The sequence below is a fragment of the Streptomyces clavuligerus genome, assembly GCF_005519465.1.
Lineage (GTDB): Bacteria > Actinomycetota > Actinomycetes > Streptomycetales > Streptomycetaceae > Streptomyces > Streptomyces clavuligerus.
The window spans coordinates 3,394,339-3,411,488 of record NZ_CP027858.1; the positions used below are offsets into that span (position 1 = coordinate 3,394,339).

The 17,150-nt window shown below is 71.6% G+C and carries 15 protein-coding genes; 7 read left to right on the plus strand and 8 right to left on the minus strand.

What is annotated here, in order from left to right:
- Positions 1–28 precede the first annotated feature (28 nt).
- Both CRV15_RS14225 and CRV15_RS14230 read right to left on the minus strand, forming a co-directional pair.
- A complete protein-coding gene (locus CRV15_RS14225; protein ID WP_029182976.1) occupies positions 29–898 on the minus strand; it encodes a Cof-type HAD-IIB family hydrolase in 870 nt (289 codons plus the stop codon).
- A gap of 524 nt (positions 899–1,422) precedes the next feature.
- The gene (locus CRV15_RS14230) at positions 1,423–3,375 is read right to left on the minus strand and encodes an SDR family oxidoreductase (RefSeq protein WP_009996787.1); all 1,953 of its coding nucleotides are present in this window, start codon (positions 3,373–3,375) and stop codon (positions 1,423–1,425) included.
- Between the two features lie 386 nt (positions 3,376–3,761).
- Here CRV15_RS14230 and CRV15_RS14235 point away from each other — a divergent pair, with 386 nt between their 5' ends.
- The 4 genes from CRV15_RS14235 (at position 3,762) to CRV15_RS14250 (ending at position 7,375) form a co-directional block, all read left to right on the plus strand.
- Positions 3,762–4,739, plus strand: coding sequence for an ABC transporter ATP-binding protein (locus CRV15_RS14235; protein ID WP_009996785.1), 978 nt, complete (start codon positions 3,762–3,764; stop codon positions 4,737–4,739).
- The gene (locus tag CRV15_RS14240; RefSeq protein WP_003958895.1) at positions 4,736–5,635 is read left to right on the plus strand and encodes an ABC transporter permease; all 900 of its coding nucleotides are present in this window, start codon (positions 4,736–4,738) and stop codon (positions 5,633–5,635) included. Before CRV15_RS14235 ends, CRV15_RS14240 begins: the two co-directional genes overlap by 4 nt.
- Before the next feature lie 91 nt (positions 5,636–5,726).
- Positions 5,727–6,638: an ABC transporter ATP-binding protein gene (locus CRV15_RS14245; RefSeq protein WP_003958894.1), complete on the plus strand. Its 912-nt coding sequence runs from the start codon at positions 5,727–5,729 to the stop codon at positions 6,636–6,638.
- Positions 6,639–6,655: 17 nt separating this feature from the next.
- A complete protein-coding gene (locus CRV15_RS14250; protein WP_003958893.1) occupies positions 6,656–7,375 on the plus strand; it encodes an ABC transporter permease in 720 nt (239 codons plus the stop codon).
- A 215-nt stretch (positions 7,376–7,590) separates the two neighbouring features.
- On the opposite strand, the gene CRV15_RS37420 is transcribed toward CRV15_RS14250, so the two are convergent.
- The gene (locus tag CRV15_RS37420; protein WP_003961077.1) at positions 7,591–7,719 is read right to left on the minus strand and encodes a hypothetical protein; all 129 of its coding nucleotides are present in this window, start codon (positions 7,717–7,719) and stop codon (positions 7,591–7,593) included.
- A 383-nt stretch (positions 7,720–8,102) separates the two neighbouring features.
- Here CRV15_RS37420 and CRV15_RS14255 point away from each other — a divergent pair, with 383 nt between their 5' ends.
- Genes CRV15_RS14255 through CRV15_RS14265 form a run of 3 tightly spaced genes read left to right on the plus strand, consistent with a single transcriptional unit; the run spans position 8,103 to position 9,369 of the window.
- Positions 8,103–8,921 (plus strand): helix-turn-helix domain-containing protein, encoded by an 819-nt coding sequence (locus CRV15_RS14255; RefSeq protein ID WP_009996781.1) that lies wholly within the window; start codon positions 8,103–8,105, stop codon positions 8,919–8,921.
- Positions 8,918–9,133 (plus strand): DUF397 domain-containing protein, encoded by a 216-nt coding sequence (locus tag CRV15_RS14260; protein WP_003958889.1) that lies wholly within the window; start codon positions 8,918–8,920, stop codon positions 9,131–9,133. The genes CRV15_RS14255 and CRV15_RS14260 overlap by 4 nt, the downstream gene beginning before the upstream one ends.
- A gap of 17 nt (positions 9,134–9,150) precedes the next feature.
- Complete coding sequence (locus tag CRV15_RS14265; RefSeq protein ID WP_003958888.1) at positions 9,151–9,369, plus strand: DUF397 domain-containing protein; 219 nt, start codon at positions 9,151–9,153, stop codon at positions 9,367–9,369.
- Between the two features lie 71 nt (positions 9,370–9,440).
- On the opposite strand, the gene CRV15_RS14270 is transcribed toward CRV15_RS14265, so the two are convergent.
- The 5 genes from CRV15_RS14270 to CRV15_RS14290 form a co-directional block, all read right to left on the minus strand.
- Positions 9,441–10,253 (minus strand): HAD family hydrolase, encoded by an 813-nt coding sequence (locus CRV15_RS14270; RefSeq protein ID WP_003958887.1) that lies wholly within the window; start codon positions 10,251–10,253, stop codon positions 9,441–9,443.
- Positions 10,250–11,527, minus strand: a complete 1,278-nt coding sequence (gene serS / locus CRV15_RS14275) for a serine--tRNA ligase (protein WP_003958886.1) — start codon at positions 11,525–11,527, stop codon at positions 10,250–10,252. The genes CRV15_RS14270 and serS overlap by 4 nt, the downstream gene beginning before the upstream one ends.
- A gap of 823 nt (positions 11,528–12,350) precedes the next feature.
- Positions 12,351–13,286 carry a prephenate dehydratase gene (gene pheA / locus CRV15_RS14280; protein ID WP_003961075.1) on the minus strand — a complete coding sequence of 312 codons (936 nt, stop codon included), beginning with the start codon at positions 13,284–13,286 and terminating at the stop codon, positions 12,351–12,353.
- Between the two features lie 233 nt (positions 13,287–13,519).
- Positions 13,520–14,872: an iron uptake transporter deferrochelatase/peroxidase subunit gene (gene efeB, locus CRV15_RS14285; protein WP_231630510.1), complete on the minus strand. Its 1,353-nt coding sequence runs from the start codon at positions 14,870–14,872 to the stop codon at positions 13,520–13,522.
- Between the two features lie 169 nt (positions 14,873–15,041).
- Entirely contained in the window at positions 15,042–17,147 is a 2,106-nt protein-coding gene (locus CRV15_RS14290) for a copper resistance CopC/CopD family protein (RefSeq protein WP_003961073.1), read from the minus strand.
- Positions 17,148–17,150 lie beyond the last annotated feature (3 nt).

Here is a 17,150-nt window from a genome sequence, read left to right on the forward strand (position 1 = left end):
GCGTACCGGCGGTCCGCTGCGCGGGGTGTCAGACGCCCGGGCGGGGGAGGTCGCGGAGGATGCGTTCGATGACGACCGCGACTCCGTCCTCGTTGTTGGCGACGGTCCGGCCGGAGGCGGCGGCGAGCACGTCGGGATGGGCGTTGCCCATGGCGTACGAGCTGCCCGCCCAGGTCAGCATCTCCACATCGTTGGGCATGTCCCCGAAGGCGACCACCTCGGCGGCGGATATGCCGCGCTCGGCGCAGCACAGGGCCAGGGTGCTGGCCTTGCTCACCCCGGGGGCGCTGATCTCCAGCAGGGCGGAGGGGCTGGAGCGGGTGAAGGTCGCCAGCTCCCCGGCGGCGGCACGGGCGAGGGCGAGGAAGTCGTCGGGGGCCATCTCCCCGTGGTGGGCGAGCAGCTTGATCACCGGGGCCTGCCCGTACGGCGCGTCCGTGTCCCCGAGCAGCTTCTCGGCGACGGCGACGATCATTCCGGGGTCGTGGGCCTGGATCCGGGGGTAGCCGGCCTCGTGGTGGAAGCCCGCGGTCGTCTCGACGCCGAAGGAGACCCCGGGGGCCGCCTCGCGCAGAGCGGCGATGACGGCGAGGCCCGTCGCGCGCTCCAGGGGGTGGACCGTCAGCAGCTCCCCACCGGCCCGGAGGTCGACCACGGCGGCGCCGTTGGCACAGATCGCGAGCCCGTGGCGGTGGACGTGCTCGCTGACGACATGCATCCAGCGGGCGGGGCGGCCGGTGACGAAGAAGACCTCTATCCCGGCCTTCTCGGCGGCGGCGAGGGCCGCGACCGTGCGCTCGGAGACCGATTTGTCGTCGCGCAGCAGGGTGCCGTCCAGATCGGTGGCGATCAGCCGGGGGACGGCGGCCACGGGCTGGGGGTCGGTAGCTGGGGTCACCGGTCCATTCTCCCGCACGGGTCGGGCGCGGGTACGGGCGGGAGCGGGCCCGGGGATCGGGAGCTTCGGGCGTCCGGGAGCAGGGCGGTGCGCGGAGCGGTGTCCCGCCCCGGGTGGGGACGGCGGCTGTCACCGGGTGGAGCCGTCCGGTGACCCGGAGGGCTCCGCCCGGGGGCTTCCGGTGGCCGGACGCGGCGGCACGGGCGGGGGACGGGCGGCGGGTCGGCGGGAAACGGGCCCGGGTGCGCGGGCGGGGGAACGGGCGGCGGGACGGGCCCGTGCGCGGGCGGGGCGGCCGGGCCCCGGCGACGGGGAAGGGATTGGCAAAAACCTCGTTCACCAGGTTTGATCCACAGCCAATGCGAGTTATCCACAGGCTATTTGGCCTTTCTGTGGACAACGAGCCGAAGGGTTCGGAGGTGTTGGGCAACACCTCCGAACCCTCCGGAAGATGCGGAACCCGGCCCAAGGCCGCTGCCCTCACCGCCCGTTCGACCGCTTCCGCCGCGTCCCGTCCGCCCGGATCAGCGGGGCGGGGTCAGCCGGGCCAGGGCGCGGATCGCCTTCGGGGAGATCCGGGACAGCGCCAGCAGCCCGTGCGCCTCCGGCGTCACCGGGACCACCGCCCGGTTCTCCAGCACGGCCCGCAGCACCGCGTCGGCCACCTTCTCCGGCGGGAAGCCGCGCATCTGGTAGCGCCGGGTGACCTGGTCCCGGAGCCGTTGCTCCTCGGCCGCGTCCACCCCGGTGAACCGGGTGGTGGCCGTGATGTTCGTCCGGACGATCCCGGGGCACACCGCCGTGACGCCGATGCCCCGGCCCGCCAGCTCGGCCCGCAGACACTGGCTGAGCATGAGGACGGCCGCCTTCGACGTGCTGTAGGCGGGCAGAATCCGCGAGGGCTGGTACCCGGCGGCCGAGGCGATGGTGACGATATGGCCGCCCTGTCCGCGGTCGGCCATCTGCCGGGCGAAGAGCCGGCACCCGTGGACGACCCCCCAGAGGTTGACGTCGATGACCCGCCGCCAGTCCTCGGCACCGGTGTCCAGGAAGGACCCGGCGACGGCTATGCCCGCGTTGTTGACGAGGACGTCCACCACGCCGTACTCGCGGGCGACCCGCTCCGCGAGCTTCTCCATCGCCTCCGCGTCGGCCACGTCCACGGCCTCCGCCCAGGCCGCGGGCGCCCCCGCCCGCCGGGCCGCCCCGGCAGCGGCGGCGGCGCCCTCCGCGTCCCGGTCCACGAGGACGACCCGTGCGCCCGCCGCGGCGAACGCGAGGGCCGTCGCCCGCCCGATCCCGCTCGCCGCCCCCGTCACCAGGACGAGCTGCCCGCCGAACCGCTCCGCGCAGCGGTCACGGCCCGCCGCCCGGGCCGCCACCGCCTTCCGGGAACCCGCTTCCTCGGCCACCGGACCCCGGGCGGTTCCCCGCACCGGACGCGCGCCCCGGCGCAGGGTCCGCAGCACGCCCCGAAGTCCCCCCGCCGTCCCCGCCGTCCCCGCCGTCCCCGCCGCGGCGGTCGCGGCGGCACCGGCCCCGGGCACCCCCGCCGTGTCCGCCGCCCCGGCGGCACCGGCCGCCTCCTGCTCCAGGACGAAATCGGCGATCCAGGACGAGAGCTGATCGGGCCTGCTGCGCGGGCACCAGTGCCGGGCCCGCAGCGTGCGGCGGGTCAGCCGCGGCGCCCAGCGCTCCAGGTCGTCGTGGATGTGCCCGGAGAGAAAGGGATCGCCGGTCGGAGTGATCACCTGGACGGGGACCCCGGTCACGGCGTCGGTACGCGGACGCCGCGCCCGGGCCCGGATGTTGTCGCGGTAGAGCCAGAGCCCGTGCAGGGCGTCCCGCCGCAGCGAACCCGCCGGACGGTCACCGTCGGGCACCTTCTCCACCCGCTCCAGCCGCGCGACCCAGCGGCTGCCCACCGGCCCCCGCACCAGCAGCTCGGGCAGGACCGGGGTGTGGAAGAACCCCACGTACCACGACCGCACCCCCTGTTCCACGACCTGGGAGAGCCCCCGGGGCGTGGGCCGGGACAGCCGCGCCCTGAACCAGTGCGCGGCGTGGTCCAGGGACGGGCCGCACAGCGAGGTGAACGAGGCGATCCGCGCCGCGGCGCGCTCCACCGTCACGAACTCCCACGACTGCACCGAACCCCAGTCGTGGCCCACCAGGTGGACCGGACGGCCGGGGCTCACCGCGTCGGCGACGGCGAGGAAGTCGTCCGTCAGCTTCTCCAGCGTGAAACCCCCGCGCAGCGGCCGGGGAGCCGTCGACCGGCCATGGCCGCGCACGTCGTACGCCACCACATGGAAACGGTCGGCCAGTCGCTCGGCGACCGGCGACCACACCGCCTTGCTGTCGGGATAGCCGTGCACCAGCACGATCGTGGGCCGGTCGGGGTCTCCCCGCTCGGCGACGCTGAGTTCGATTCCGCCCGTACGGACCCGGCGTTCCCGTATGTCCTGCCCACTCACGTCCGCGGGACCCCCTTCCGTACCGCACGCGGTACGCAGCCCAAGGTGACACTGACGCAAGGGACCATGCCCAGTGACCGCGCCAATACCCGCCGGTATCGCCTTCGGGGCCGGAATCGCCCGTTCTCCCTTACGTCTCCCCGCCCCGTCCCCTACTGCTCCCGTCCCCTCTCCCTGCCCCATCCCCTACTCCTCCGCCCCCTCCCGTACCTCCTCCGGTGCATGTGCCCTGCCCCGTCCATGGTTCTTCGGTCGTCCTGTGGGGGCCGCGCTGTCCTCTTTGGTAGCCACCCTCTCGGGGTCGGGTCCGCCCAGAGTCGGAGAACGATCCAACCGCAGGGCTGACGCCCCGGCACGGGCCCCGCCACTACGGTCGAGTGGTGACTGTGATCGTGACCGAACGCCTGAGTATGCGGTTCCCCCGAGTGACCGCGCTCGACCGGCTCTCCTTGGACATCGGACCGGGTGTGACCGGGCTCGTGGGTTCCAACGGGGCCGGCAAATCGACCCTGATCAAGATCCTGCTGGGGCTCACACCCGCCACGGAGGGCCGGGCCTCGGTGCTCGGGCTCGACGTCGCGACCCGAGGCGGCGAGATCCGTGAACGTGTCGGCTACATGCCCGAGCACGACTGTCTGCCACCCGACGTCTCCGCCACCGAGTTCGTCGTGCACATGGCCCGCATGTCGGGCCTGCCGCCGACGGCCGCCCGCGAACGCACCGCGGACACCCTGCGCCACGTCGGTCTGTACGAGGAGCGCTACCGCCCCATCGGCGGCTACTCGACCGGTATGAAGCAGCGGGTGAAGCTGGCCCAGGCCCTCGTCCACGACCCCCGGCTGGTCTTCCTCGACGAGCCCACCAACGGCCTCGACCCGGTCGGCCGGGACGAGATGCTCGGCCTGATCCGCCGCATCCACACCGACTTCGGCATCTCCGTCCTCGTCACCTCCCACCTCCTGGGCGAACTCGAACGCACCTGCGACCACGTCGTCGTCATCGACGGCGGCTCCCTGCTGCGCTCCAGCTCCACCAGCGAGTTCACCCGCACCACCACGACCCTCGCGGTCGAGGTGACCGACAGCGACGAGCACCCCGACGGCACCGCCGCCCTCCGGGAGCGGCTGACCGCCGCCGGGGCCGTCTTCCAGCGGGCGACCGAGGAAGGACTGCCCGGGGCCGGGCACATCCTCCTCGTCGAGGCCGCGGGAGAGGAGACCTACGACCTGGTGCGCGACACCGTCGCCGAGCTTGGCCTCGGACTCGTCCGCATGGAACAGCGGCGTCACCACATAGCCGAGGTGTTCCGCCCGGAGGCGGCGGAGCACGGCGCCGAGCAGCCGACGGAGGGACAGCCCCGATGAGCACCCAGACCCCCGGGCCGGTCCCCGAGGCCACCCGGATCCACAACATCGGATACCGCGACTACGAGGGCCGCAGGCTCGGCCGCTCCTACGCGCGCCGCTCGCTCTTCGCCCAGTCGCTGCGCGGCGCCTACGGCCTCGGCCGCTCGGCCAAGTCCAAGGTCATGCCCATGACCCTCGCCGCGATCATGGTGCTGCCCGCCGCGATCGTCGTCGCGGTCGCCGTCGCCACCGAAGCCAAGGCCCTGCCCATCGAATACACCGGCTACGCGATGGCGCTCCAGCCGGTGATCTGGCTCTACCTGGCCTCCCAGGCACCCCAGTCCGTCTCCCGCGACCTGCGGTTCCGCACCGTGCCGCTGTACTTCTCCCGCCCCATCGAACGGGTCGACTACGTCGCCGCGAAGTACGGGGCGATGGTCTCGGCGCTGCTCATCTTCACCACCGTGCCCCTGATCGTCCTCTACCTCGGAGCACTGCTCGCCAAAATGGACTTCGCCGACCAGACCGCGGGATTCGGCCAGGGCCTGGTCGGAGTCGTGCTGCTCTCGCTGCTGTTCGGAGGCATCGGCCTGGTACTGGCCGCCCTCACCCCGCGCCGCGGCTTCGGCGTGGCCGCGATCATCGCCACCCTCGTCACCACCTCGATGGCCGTCAGCGTGGTGCAACTGATAGCCGACTCCTCCGGCTCGACCGCCGCCATCCAGTGGCTCGGCCTGTTCTCGCCGTCCAGCCTGATCTCCGGATTCCAGGATGTGTTCCTGGGCGCCTCGTCGGACATCCGCGGAGCGGAGCCGAGCACCGCCGTCGGACTGCTCTATCTGCTGGTCATCCTCGGGCTCAGCGCCGGCTCCTACGCCGCCCTGATGCGCCGCTACGCCAAGGCCGGGCTGTGAGCGCCGCCGCGGACCACCCGCGCCCCCCGCTCCGCACCCCGCCGACCGCCACCACCCCTCCCAGCAGCCTTTCACGGAACGGGCAGCGCCCATGAGCACTCTCTCGATCGACCACACCTCACGGTGGTTCGGCAATGTCGTGGCCGTCAACGACGTCACCATGACCATCGGCCCCGGGGTCACCGGACTCCTCGGACCCAACGGCGCGGGCAAGTCCACCCTCATCAATATGATGGGCGGCTTCCTCGCCCCCTCGACCGGCAGCGTCACCCTCGACGGCCAGCAGATCTGGCGCAACGAGTCCGTGTACCGCGAGATCGGCGTGGTGCCCGAGCGGGAGGCGATGTACGACTTCCTCACCGGCCGCGAGTTCGTCGTCGCCAACGCGGAACTGCACGGACTCGGCGCCAAGGAGGCCCAGACGGCACTGGCCACGGTCGAGATGGAGTACGCGCAGGATCGCAAGATCTCGACCTACAGCAAGGGCATGCGCCAGCGGGTGAAGATGGCGTCCGCCCTGGTGCACAGCCCCTCGGTGCTCCTGCTCGACGAGCCCTTCAACGGGATGGACCCCCGCCAGCGGATGCAGCTCATGGAACTGCTGCGGCGGATGGGAGCCGAGGGCCGCACGGTGCTCTTCTCCTCGCACATCCTGGAGGAGGTCGAACAGCTCGCCTCGCACATCGAGGTCATCGTGGCCGGACGGCACGCCGCGTCCGGCGACTTCCGCAGGATTCGCCGGCTGATGAAGGACCGCCCGCACCGCTACCAGGTGCGCTCCAGCGACGACCGCGCCCTGGCCGCCGCCCTGATCTCCGACCCCTCCACGGCCGGGATCGAGGTGGACCTCGCCGAGGGCGGGCTGCGGATTCAGGCCGTCGACTTCGGCCGCTTCACCCAGCTCCTGCCGCAGGTCGCCCGGGCGAACGGAATCCGGCTGCTCACGGTCTCGCCCTCGGACGAGTCCCTGGAATCCGTCTTCTCCTACCTCGTAACGGCCTGAAAGGAGCGGTGACGTTCATGTATGACCCCACCGTCGCCCGGCTCACCTACCGGGCCGTGCTCGGCCGCCGCCGGGCGGCCATCCTCTTCGTCCTGCCCGCGCTGCTGCTGGTGATCGCCACCGCGGTCCGTTTCTTCCACGGCGCGGACGACCAGGTCGCCGATCAGATCCTCGGGCAGTTCGCCCTCGCCACCATGGTGCCGCTGATCGGTGTGATCGCCGGGACCGGGGCGATCGGCCCCGAGATCGACGACGGCTCGATCGTCTATCTGCTCGCCAAGCCGGTGAAGCGGCCGACGATCATCCTGACCAAGCTGACGGTCGCGATAGCCGTCACGATGGTGTTCTCGGCCGTTCCCACGCTGATCGCCGGATACATCCTCAACGGCAACGGCCAGCAGATAGCCATCGCCTACACCGTGGCCGCGCTGGTCGCCTCGATCGCGTACAGCGCCCTTTTCCTGCTGATCGGAACGGTCAGCCGCAACGCCGTTGTCATCGGCCTCATCTACGCCCTGATCTGGGAGTCCCTCTTCGGGAGCCTGGTCCCGGGGGCCCGCACGCTGAGTGTGTTGCAGTGGGCGCTCGCCGTGGCCGAACGGATCGGTACCGAAGGAGTGATCAGCTCCGAGGTGGGGCTGCCGGTCGCGGTCGTCCTGCTCGCCGGGCTCACGGTGGCCGCCACCTGGTACGCGGGGCAGCGGCTGCGGGTGCTCAAGCTGGCGGGGGATGAGTGACCTGACCTGACCTGATCGTGTCGCCGGTGCCGGTGCCGGTGACGGTGCCCGGTGCCCGGTGCGCCCGGGGAAAACGGGTGGCGGGGCACCGGGCGGCGGAGGCACAGTGGTGGAGCCGGATGTGCACCACTACCGGCAGATATCAACCCCTGTGAGGGGGCGGTCGCTTCGAGCGCGCGTGAGCGCGGACCGTCCCCTCATGGGAGGCCCCGCGGTTAGGCGGGCAGATGAAGTGCTTCCAGTTCTCGCGCGATCCCCGAGGCGATGATTCCCAGGGTGATGGCCCACAGCGAGAAGATCACCAGAGCGCTCGCTATGGGGTGCTTGGGCTTTCGGGATCGCACGGAAATCCTTTCGAATCCGGTGAGGGCGCGTCCTGGGGCGGCGGGCTCGGCTTGAGCGGGCAGTCTTTCTTGGGGCATTCGCAGGGGCCGAAGTCGAAGGGGTTGAACTCCAGGTCAAAGCGATAGGGCTGACTCATCGCCAACCTCCGGTGAGGGTATTGATCATGGGGGTGTTGCCTGTCCGGGGGGCCGTTGCCGCCACCGCTGGATGCGATGGGCGGCCGGAGTTTCGGGCGCCTGGGAGAAAGCCCTCGGACGGGCGGTTTCGATGCGTCACCAGGTGAGCACAACTATGGCTGAGGTCACACCAGTTGAGGGTGATTCCTCAATATTCGCTCCCGTGTTCGAGAGCGTCTGGAACCCCAAACCAGGAGGTCAAAGCCATGCAAGACGACGATCTCTCGTATTCTTTGAGTCCGCTTGAGACATTCGGGATTGACGTCAGAAGCATGCGGACGGGCCGCAAGATCACCTTGGACGCCCTGGGGAAGGCCGTCGGATATTCGGCGGCCTATGTCTCCAAGGTCGAGCGGGCGCTGCTTGTTCCCAGTGAGCGGTTCGCGGTGGGGTGCGATCGGGCGTTCGGAACGGGAACGATGCTCGCCCGGCAGCGCGTTCGCGCGGTGGAGGGGGACGATCCCACGTGGTTCGAGCCGTACACCGAGCAGGAACGCAAGGCCGTTCGGATTCTCAACTACTCGACGTTATTTGTGCCGGGGCTGTTCCAGACGCCGGAGTACGCCCGTGCGGTGTATCGGGCGAGTGTGCCACGGCTCACGGCGGCCGCCATCGAAGCCCGATTGGTTGCCCGAATGCGCCGCCATGAAGTGCTGGAACGGGAGAACCCTCCCGAGCTGTGGGTGGTCCTCTACGAGGCGTGCCTGCGTACGTGCGTGGGCTCCCGGGAGGTGATGGCCGCCCAGCTCGACCGTCTGCTCCAGGAGGCGGAGGCGCCGAACGTCACCCTTCAGCTCGTCCCCTCCGATGTGGTCCCGGCGTCCAGCGCTGCCTTTACGTTGCTGGTCTTCGACGGCTCACATACCGTGCTGCATGTCGAAGGGCCGCAGGGAGGCCGCCCGTTGGAGACGCCGAGGATAGTGAAGAGGGCATTGGCGATCTTTGATCGTCTGCGGGCGGAGGCCCTGGGGCATGATGCATCTGTCGCCCGCATTCGAGAGATTCACAAGGAGTACGCGCCATGACTTCCGAGTTCGACGCGAAGACCGCTGAGTGGGTCAAGAGCAGCCACAGTGGCCCCGAGGGTGGCGAATGCGTGGAGTGGGCGCCGTCGTACGCGTCCGCGCACGGTGTCGTCCCCGTCCGTGACAGCAAGCAGAGCGACGGTCCTGTCCTGATGGTGTCCGCCGCCGCCTTCACCGGGCTGGTGACCATAGCCCGGGGAGTTGAGCAGTAGCGAGTAAGGAGTGCGCCATGGCCTCTGAGTTCGACCCGAGGATCGCTGTATGGGTCAAGAGCACCCACAGCGGACCCGATGGGGGTGAGTGCGTGGAGTGGGCGCCGTCGTACGCGTCCGTACACGGTGTCGTCCCCGTCCGTGACAGCAAGCGGAGTGATGGGCCCGTTCTCATGGTGTCCGCCGCCGCGTTCACCGGGCTGGTGACCATAGCCCGGGGGCCGATCTGTAGGTGAGCGCGATAAGCCCCGTTCCCTCCGGATGTCCTCGGGGGAACGGGGCTTCCGCTCGGTCGCGGCGGCGGAGGTCAGACCTGGAGCAGGCGCTCCAGGGTCACGGCGATGCCGTCCTCGTCGTTCGACGCGGTGATCTCGGAGGCCACGGCCTTCAGGTCGTCATGCGCGTTGGCCATCGCCACACCGTGCGCGGCCCAGCCGAACATCGGTATGTCGTTGGGCATGTCACCGAACGCGATGGTGTCCGCCGCGCGCAGCCCCAGCCGACGGGAGGCCAGCGAGAGACCGGTGGCCTTGTTGAGCCCCAGCGGGAGGATCTCCACGATCCCCTCGCCCGCCATGACCACATCCACCAGAGCGCCCACGGTCTCCCGCGCGGCTTCGGCCAGAGCGTCGTCGCCGAGGGTGGGGTGCTGGATGTAGATCTTGTTCAGGGGGGCCGCCCACAGCTCGGAGCGGTCCGCGAGAGCGATCACCGGCAGGGGTCCCTCATGGACCGCGTAACCGGGGCTGACGAGCACCTCGCCATCGAGACCGTCCCGGCTCGCCGCCAGCGCCAGCGGACCGACCTCGGCCTCCAGCTTGGACAGCGCGAGCCCGGCGAGCTGCCGGTCCAGCGTCAGCGAGGTCAGCAGCCGGTGCTCACCGGCGTGGTAGAGCTGCGCCCCCTGGCCGCAGACGGCCAGCCCCTCGTAGCCGAGGTCGTCGAGTATGTGCCGGGTCCAGGGCACGGACCGGCCGGTGACGACGATGTGCGCCGCGCCCGCCGCCGTGGCGGCGGCCAGCGCCTCACGGGTGCGCCGCGAGACCGTCTGGTCCTCGCGCAGCAGCGTGCCGTCGAGGTCCGTCGCGATCAGCGTGTACGGAAAGAGGGCCGGGCTCACTTGGCGACCGGCTCCAGCAGCTCCCGGCCGCCGAGGTAGGGGCGGAGCACCGGGGGCACCCGGACCGACCCGTCGGCGAGCTGGTGGTTCTCCAGGAGCGCCACGATGGTGCGCGGGACCGCGCACAGCGTGCCGTTGAGCGTCGCCAGCGGCTGGACCTTCTTGCCCTCCCGCATCCGCACCGACAGCCGGCGGGCCTGGAAGCTGTCGCAGTTCGACGCGGAGGTCAGCTCGCGGTACTTGCCCTGGGTGGGAATCCACGCCTCGCAGTCGTACTTGCGCGAGGCGGAGGCACCGAGGTCACCGGTGGCCACGTCGATCACCTGGAACGGCAGCTCCAGGCTGGTCAGCCACTGCTTCTCCCACTCCAGCAGCCGCTTGTGCTCGGCCTCGGCGTCCTCCGGCATCACATAGGAGAACATCTCGACCTTGTCGAACTGGTGCACACGGAAGATGCCCCGGGTGTCCTTGCCGTACGTACCGGCCTCGCGGCGGTAGCAGGGCGAGAAACCGGCGTACCGCAGCGGAAGCTGGTCCGCGTCGATGATCTCGTCCATGTGGTACGCGGCGAGCGGCACCTCGGAGGTGCCGACCAGGTAGTAGTCGTCCTTCTCCAGGTGGTAGACGTTCTCGGCGGCCTGGCCGAGGAAGCCGGTGCCCTCCATGGCGCGGGGGCGGACCAGCGTCGGGGTCAGCATCGGGGTGAAACCGGCCTCGGTCGCCTGGGCGATCGCCGCGTTCACCAGCGCCAGCTCCAGCAGGGCGCCGACACCGGTGAGGTAGTAGAAGCGCGAGCCCGAGACCTTGGCGCCGCGCTCGACGTCGATGGCGCGGAGGGCCTCGCCCAGCTCCAGATGGTCCTTGGGCTCGAAACCCTCGGCGGCGAAGTCGCGGATCGTGCCATGGGTCTCCAGGACGACGAAGTCGTCCTCGCCGCCGACCGGGACGTCCTCGTGGACGATGTTCCCGAGGCGCAGCAGCAGCCGCTTGGCCTCCTCGTCGGCCTCGTTCTGCGTGGCTTCGGCGGCCTTGACCTCGCTCTTCAGCTGCTCCGCCCGCTTCAGCAGCTCCGCCCGCTCCTCGGGCGACGCCTTGGGGACGAGCTTGCCGAGCTGCTTCTGCTCGGAGCGCAGCTCGTCGAAGCGGACGCCGGACGACCTGCGCCGCTCATCGGCGGAGAGCAGGGCGTCGACAAGCTCGACGTCCTCTCCACGGGCGCGCTGGGAGGCGCGAACACGGTCGGGGTCCTCACGGAGCAGGCGAAGGTCAATCACCCCACCAGGCTACCCGGGTGCGCTCCCGGCCCGGCCACTCCTTTACCGCCACCTACGGCTTTTTGTCTAAATTGCTCGTTTTGCCGGATTGGGTGAGCGAGATTCTGAATGCAGTGATGTGTGATGGTGCCGTCAAGCCGGAGTGTCCGCATTCGCCGGTACGGGGCAGGGGTGAGGCTGAAATTTGACCCATGTCCGGTGTGTCGTGCGGCACTTGGCCGGACCTTGTCCACAGGATTGCGGGATTCCAGAAAGTTATCCACAGGCTGTGCGGAAGTCTTGTGGATCGTGGAGCATAGCCATAACGCGATCGGCGAAGGAGCGGAGTCATCTCCTCTTAAACCTTCTCGATGCGGTCATTCGGGTGGGAAATGCTCGCTCCAAAGAGTTGATCAATGAAATCGGGGTGACGGGGAGACGGCGTGCGAGGGAGGTGAATCTCTGGCGGAGGGCGGGAAGCGGAGGGTGGCCGTCAGGTCGCATGCCGTCGCCGAACGCGGTGATGTCGACTTGTCCCCAGGCTCCCGGGAAAGCCTGTGGATAACTCTGTGGACAGAGAAAGTCAGCAGGTAGGACAGTTCCGGTCATCGGATCGGACACCTGCGAGCGGTCCAGAGCGACGAGGATGACGCGGAAGCGGCCCCCGGTCATCGCCTGGAACCGGAAGAGCCGGAAGGGCCGGAAGAGCAGGGGCAGCCGGGACGGGGAGGCGCGGAGGGACGGGGGCGCCCGGCGAGGGGGTGGGGACGGGGGAGCGGGGAGGGCGGGGTGGGGGGGAGGGGAGCCCCCCGGGGACCGACCCCCAGGCGCGTGAAGGGAAGCCTCAGCCCCGCCCGTCCTGGCAGCGCCCCAGCCAGTCCGACGCCTCCGTGAAGTCCGCGTCCGATGTTCCCGCCCGGGGCTTCGACACCTTGTCCGGTGTCACCCCGGCCCGCGGGTAGGAGCCGAGGAACCGCACCTTCGGGGCGGTGCGCTTCAGCCCCATCAGTGCCTCGGCCACCCGCCGCTCGGTGATGTGGCCCTCGGCGTCCACGGCGAAGCAGTAGTTCCCGATTCCCTCTCCCGTGGGCCGGGACTGGATCAGCATCAGGTTGACGCCGCGTACCGCGAACTCCTGGAGGAGTTCGAGCAGCGCGCCGGGCCGGTCGGTGCCCAGCCAGATGACCACCGAGGTCCGGTCGGCGCCGGTGGGTGCCGCGGGCCGGGCCGGGCGGCCCACCAGGACGAATCGGGTCTCCGCGTTCTGCGCGTCGTGGATGTCGGTGACCAGGGCTTCGAGCCCGTAGGTCGCGGCGGCGAACTCGCCCGCGAAGGCGGCGTCGTACTTGCCTTCCTTGACGAGCCGCGCCCCGTCGGCGTTGGAGGCGGCGGACTCCCACAGCGCGTCGGGCAGGTTGGCCCGGAGCCAGTTGCGGACCTGGGGCTGGGCGACCGGGTGCCCGGTCACCGTCCGTACGTCGGACAGCCGGGTACCGGGCCGTACCAGCAGGGCGAACGCGATCGGCAGCAGCACCTCGCGGTAGATCATCAGCGGTGTGCCGGAGGCCAGCTCGTCGAGGGTGGCGGTGACGCCGCCTTCCACCGAGTTCTCGATGGGGACGAGGGCCGCCGCGGCGTCCCCGTTGCGGACGGCGTCGAGGGCGGCGGGCACGGACACCATCGGGACGAGTTCCCGGGTGGCGGCTTCCGGGAGCGTGCGGAGGGCGGCTTCGGTGAAGGTGCCCTCGGGACCCAGATACGTGTAGCGCGTGGCTGACATACGGTCACCCTAATGCGAGCCGGAGCGGGCTCCGTCCCACCGGGGCGGCCACCGGCACCCGGGCCGGGCCCCGGCTGTCCGGGGATGCCCGGCCCGCCGTCCGCGCACCGCCCGGCCCATCGTGGGACGGCGCCCGCCCCGCTGAGGGACGGCGCCCGACCCACCGCAGGACCGTGCCCGACCGCCCCGAGCCCCGGCCGCCCCGAGCCGCGACCGCCCCGGGCCCTGAGCCGTCAGGACTCCAGCAGCCGCTGCCCCACGTACTCGCCCTCCCGCGCCCCGCCCGGTACCGCGAACAGTCCGCTCGCCTCATGGCGGATGAACGGTGAGAGCGCGTCGCCCCGGTCGAGTTTCCGCTGCACCGGGACGAAGCCCCGCAGCGGGTCCGCCTGCCAGCAGACGAAGAGCAGCCCGGCGTCCGGTGTGCCGTCGGGCCCGATCCCGTCGTGATACGAGAAGGGCCGCCGCAGCATCGCGGCCCCGCCGTTCTGCTCCGGCGCGGAGATCCGTGCGTGGGCGTTGGCCGGGATGGCCGGCTGTCCGTCCGGGCGCAGCTCGTCGAGGGCGAGCGGGGTGGTCTCCGTCCCTCCGGTGAGGGGCGCGCCGTCCGCCTTGCGGCGTCCGATGATCTCCTCCTGCCGGGTCAGGGCGAGTCGCTCCCAGTCGTCGAGCAGCATGCGGATGCGGCGGACGACGGCGTACGAGCCTCCCGCGAGCCAGTCGTCCGCGCCGCCCGCGCTGTTCGTGCCGCCCCGAGGGGTTCCCGCGCCCGCCGGGGGGACGAAGATCCGGCGGTCGAAGTCGGGGTCCGAGGGCTGGGGGTTGTTGGTGCCGTCGACCTGGCCCATGAGGTTGCGGGCGGTCATCGGGCGGGCGGTCGCGCCGGGGGAACGATTGAATCCGTTCATCTGCCAGCGCACGCGTGCCGCGTCCGCCGCGGCCCGCTGGATCTCCCGCAGCGCGTGGAAGGCGACGAGGCCGTCGTCGGCGCCGATCTGTATCCACAGGTCGCCGTTGGAGCGCCGGGGGTCCAGCCGGTCGGCGGAGAAGGGCGGCAGCGGGTCGAGTCCCGCGGGCCGCCGGTCGGCCAGGCCGGTGCGGTCGAAGAAGGTGCGTCCGAAGCCGAAGGTGAGCGTCAGCGAGGAGGGCCCGGCGTCCAGGGCGATCCCGGTGTCGTCGGTTCCGGCGGGCTGCCCGTCCATCAGCCCGGCGGCCAGCGCGGACCAGCGGCGCATCAGGGCGGCGGCTTCCTTGCGGCCTGCGCCGGGGGCGAGGTCGAAGGCGACCAGATGGCCGCGCGACTGCGCCGGGGTGGTGATTCCGGGCTGGTGCTCGCCGTGGAAGGCGACGGTGGTGGAGCCGACCGAGGCCAGCTCGGCGGGGGTGTCGTCGAGGGCGGCGGCCCGGACGGCCGCGCCGCCCACCGCCCCCAGGGCCAGCCCTCCGGCGCCGACCGCGCCCGCCGTGCCGAGGAGTCGTCGTCTCGATACACCGGTGCTCTCCGGAACGGTGCTCTCCGTAACGGGGGTTTCCGGAACGGTGCTTTCCGGCGCGGCCTTCTCCGCCGGGTGTCCGCCGGACTCCATGGGCTTGGCGCTTCTCACAGGCTTCTCGGTCCGCCGGGTGCGTCGGGTGCGTCGGGTCTGTTCGTTCTGCTGCGTCTGCTGCGTCTGCTGCGTCTGCTGCGTCTGCGGGGTCCGCCGGGTCTGTTCGCTCGATGCGCCGGACGTGTCGTGCACGGGTTTCACGGGAGCATCAGCCGATCTTCAGAGTGTCGGCGACGGTCGTCTGGTCGATGTCGGAGGTCCGCACGGTCACCTGGACCTTCCAGTCGCCGGGCAAGGGGATCTGCACCGAAGCCGTGCTCCAGTGCCCGGGCGCCAGCCGTTCGGGTGCCACCGGCAGCGGGCCGACCTGCTGGGCCTGGAGCGTGAACGAGATTTTCAGCTCGGGCACGTCCAGGGGCCTGCCGTCCTTGCCGTCGACCCACACATGCAGGGCGTTGCCGCCGGGGCGGGCCGGGTCGAGGGTGAGGCGCACGGTGCCGCTGCCGTCGGTGCCGCCGGTGTCGAACGGCAGCTTCAGCTCCACCGGGCCGCGGGGCGCGGCCGGGGCCGCGGCCGAGGAGCCGCCCGGGCCGCCGTTCTGTTCCGTCGCCTCGGCCGTGCGGCCCGGTTCGGTGGTGGTCAGAACGGTGGTCACGGCGAGCAGCACCACCGCGACGCCGGTCTCGGCGAGCACGGAACGGCGCAGTCCGGCGCGGTCGGGGTCGGCGTCGCGCTCCTTCTTGCGGCGGGCGGTCGCCATGACGGCCCGCTGCCGGGCGAGCTGGGCGGCGCGTACGGGATCGGGTGCGCCGCCGCCGCCGCTGGCGCTGCCGTCGTCGTCGCCGGTGCCCCTGCCCATGTCTTCGGTCCCAGTGGTCCCAGCGGTACCGGCAGCCTCAGCGGCCCCGGAGCCGCCCGTCTCCGCCCCCTCCGGCCCGCGTTCGGCACCGGCCAGCCGCGCCGTCCATGTCCGTGAGTACCGGGCGACCCCGAGCATCACGGCCACCAGCGCCACCTTGACCAGCAGCCAGCGCCCGTACTCCGTACCGGTCAGCGCGGACCACGACCCGAGCTGCCGCCAGGACTGGTAGAGCCCGGTGACCGCGAGGACGACCACGCTCGCGAAGGCGACCCGGGAGAACCGCCGCGCCGCGTCCGCCCCGAACGACGGCACCCGGTGGAGCGCCGTCAGCAGGGCCGCGAGCCCGCCGAGCCAGCAGGCGACGGCCAGCAGATGCAGCACGTCCAGCGGCATCGCGAGCCCCGTCTGGATGCCCGTCGAGGCGTGTTCCGAGAGTGCCCAGGTGGCGGCGATCCCGGCGGCGACCACCGTGCCGCCGACCGCGAGCCCGAAGGTGAGGTCCTTCTCCCGGCCGCCGTCCCGCGCGCCGCCGTCACCGCCGTCCCGCGCACCACCGTTACCAGTGGCACCACCGTCACCCGCGTCATCCGCGCTGTCCGCGCCGGAGCCGCCCGCCGCCACCGCCCGCGTCTCCCTCGCGTAGGTGCCGAACAGCACCGCGATGAACAGCGCCGCCGCGCCGAGCAGCAGCAGCCGGGAGACGAGCGCCGCGCCCGTCTTCGTCTCCAGGACGGGCTGGAGCCCGCCGAGGTCGAAGACGTCGGCGAGCGTCCCGGAGGTGGTGTACGGGCCGCGCAGCAGCAGCATGGCGAGGGTGGACGCGGTGAGGGCGACCCACGACCGGGCGACGAGCCGTTGCAGCGGCCTCGCCCCCGCGCCGGGCCGCCAGCACAGCTGGATGAACGCGACCGCGCCGACCAGCAGCGCGAACGAGCCGTACGCCGTGTACCGCGCGAGGTCGTAGAGGACGCCGACGGCGCCGCCGCCCGCCTCCTGGTCGGGGAGGGCGACCTGGGTCGCGGAGGGCGCGCCGATGGAGAAGGTGAACGCGCCCGAGATGGGGTGGCTGTCGGCGGACACGCCCTGCCAGGCCACGGTGTAGGTGCCGTCGGGCAGCTCCGGCCGCAGTTCGGTGCCGTACCGGACCGTCCCGCCTTCGGAGAGGTCGCGCACGGTGCCGGTGTCGGCGCGTTTCCCGCTGGGTTCGAGGACCCGGATGGAGTCCTTCCCCAGGGCGATCTGCTCGGAGAAGGTGAGGGACACCTCCCGGGGGGCGGTCGCGACCACCGCCCCGTCCTGGGGATCGCTCCCGGTCAGGGCGGCGTGTGCCGACGCGGGTGGCGCGGCGGCGAGCAGCGCGCCGATGACCGTGCCGAGCAGCACGGCCAGGGCGAGCAGCGCGCGTACCGGGCCTGGTGCCGGGACGGGGCGCGGGGCGGTGGTGGCGGTCATGAT

Excerpts from the sequence above, each read along its gene's own strand:
- CRV15_RS14240 (WP_003958895.1), top strand. The coding sequence starts at position 4,736 with ATGAGCACCCAGACCCCCGGGCCGGTCCCCGAGGCCACCCGGATCCAC.
- CRV15_RS14245 (WP_003958894.1), top strand. The coding sequence starts at position 5,727 with ATGAGCACTCTCTCGATCGACCACACCTCACGGTGGTTCGGCAATGTC.
- CRV15_RS14250 (WP_003958893.1), top strand. The coding sequence starts at position 6,656 with ATGTATGACCCCACCGTCGCCCGGCTCACCTACCGGGCCGTGCTCGGC.
- CRV15_RS14255 (WP_009996781.1), top strand. The coding sequence starts at position 8,103 with ATGCAAGACGACGATCTCTCGTATTCTTTGAGTCCGCTTGAGACATTC.
- CRV15_RS14260 (WP_003958889.1), top strand. The coding sequence starts at position 8,918 with ATGACTTCCGAGTTCGACGCGAAGACCGCTGAGTGGGTCAAGAGCAGC.
- CRV15_RS14265 (WP_003958888.1), top strand. The coding sequence starts at position 9,151 with ATGGCCTCTGAGTTCGACCCGAGGATCGCTGTATGGGTCAAGAGCACC.
- pheA (WP_003961075.1), bottom strand. The coding sequence starts at position 13,286 with ATGTCAGCCACGCGCTACACGTATCTGGGTCCCGAGGGCACCTTCACC.
- efeB (WP_231630510.1), bottom strand. The coding sequence starts at position 14,872 with ATGGAGTCCGGCGGACACCCGGCGGAGAAGGCCGCGCCGGAAAGCACC.
- CRV15_RS14290 (WP_003961073.1), bottom strand. The coding sequence starts at position 17,147 with ATGACCGCCACCACCGCCCCGCGCCCCGTCCCGGCACCAGGCCCGGTA.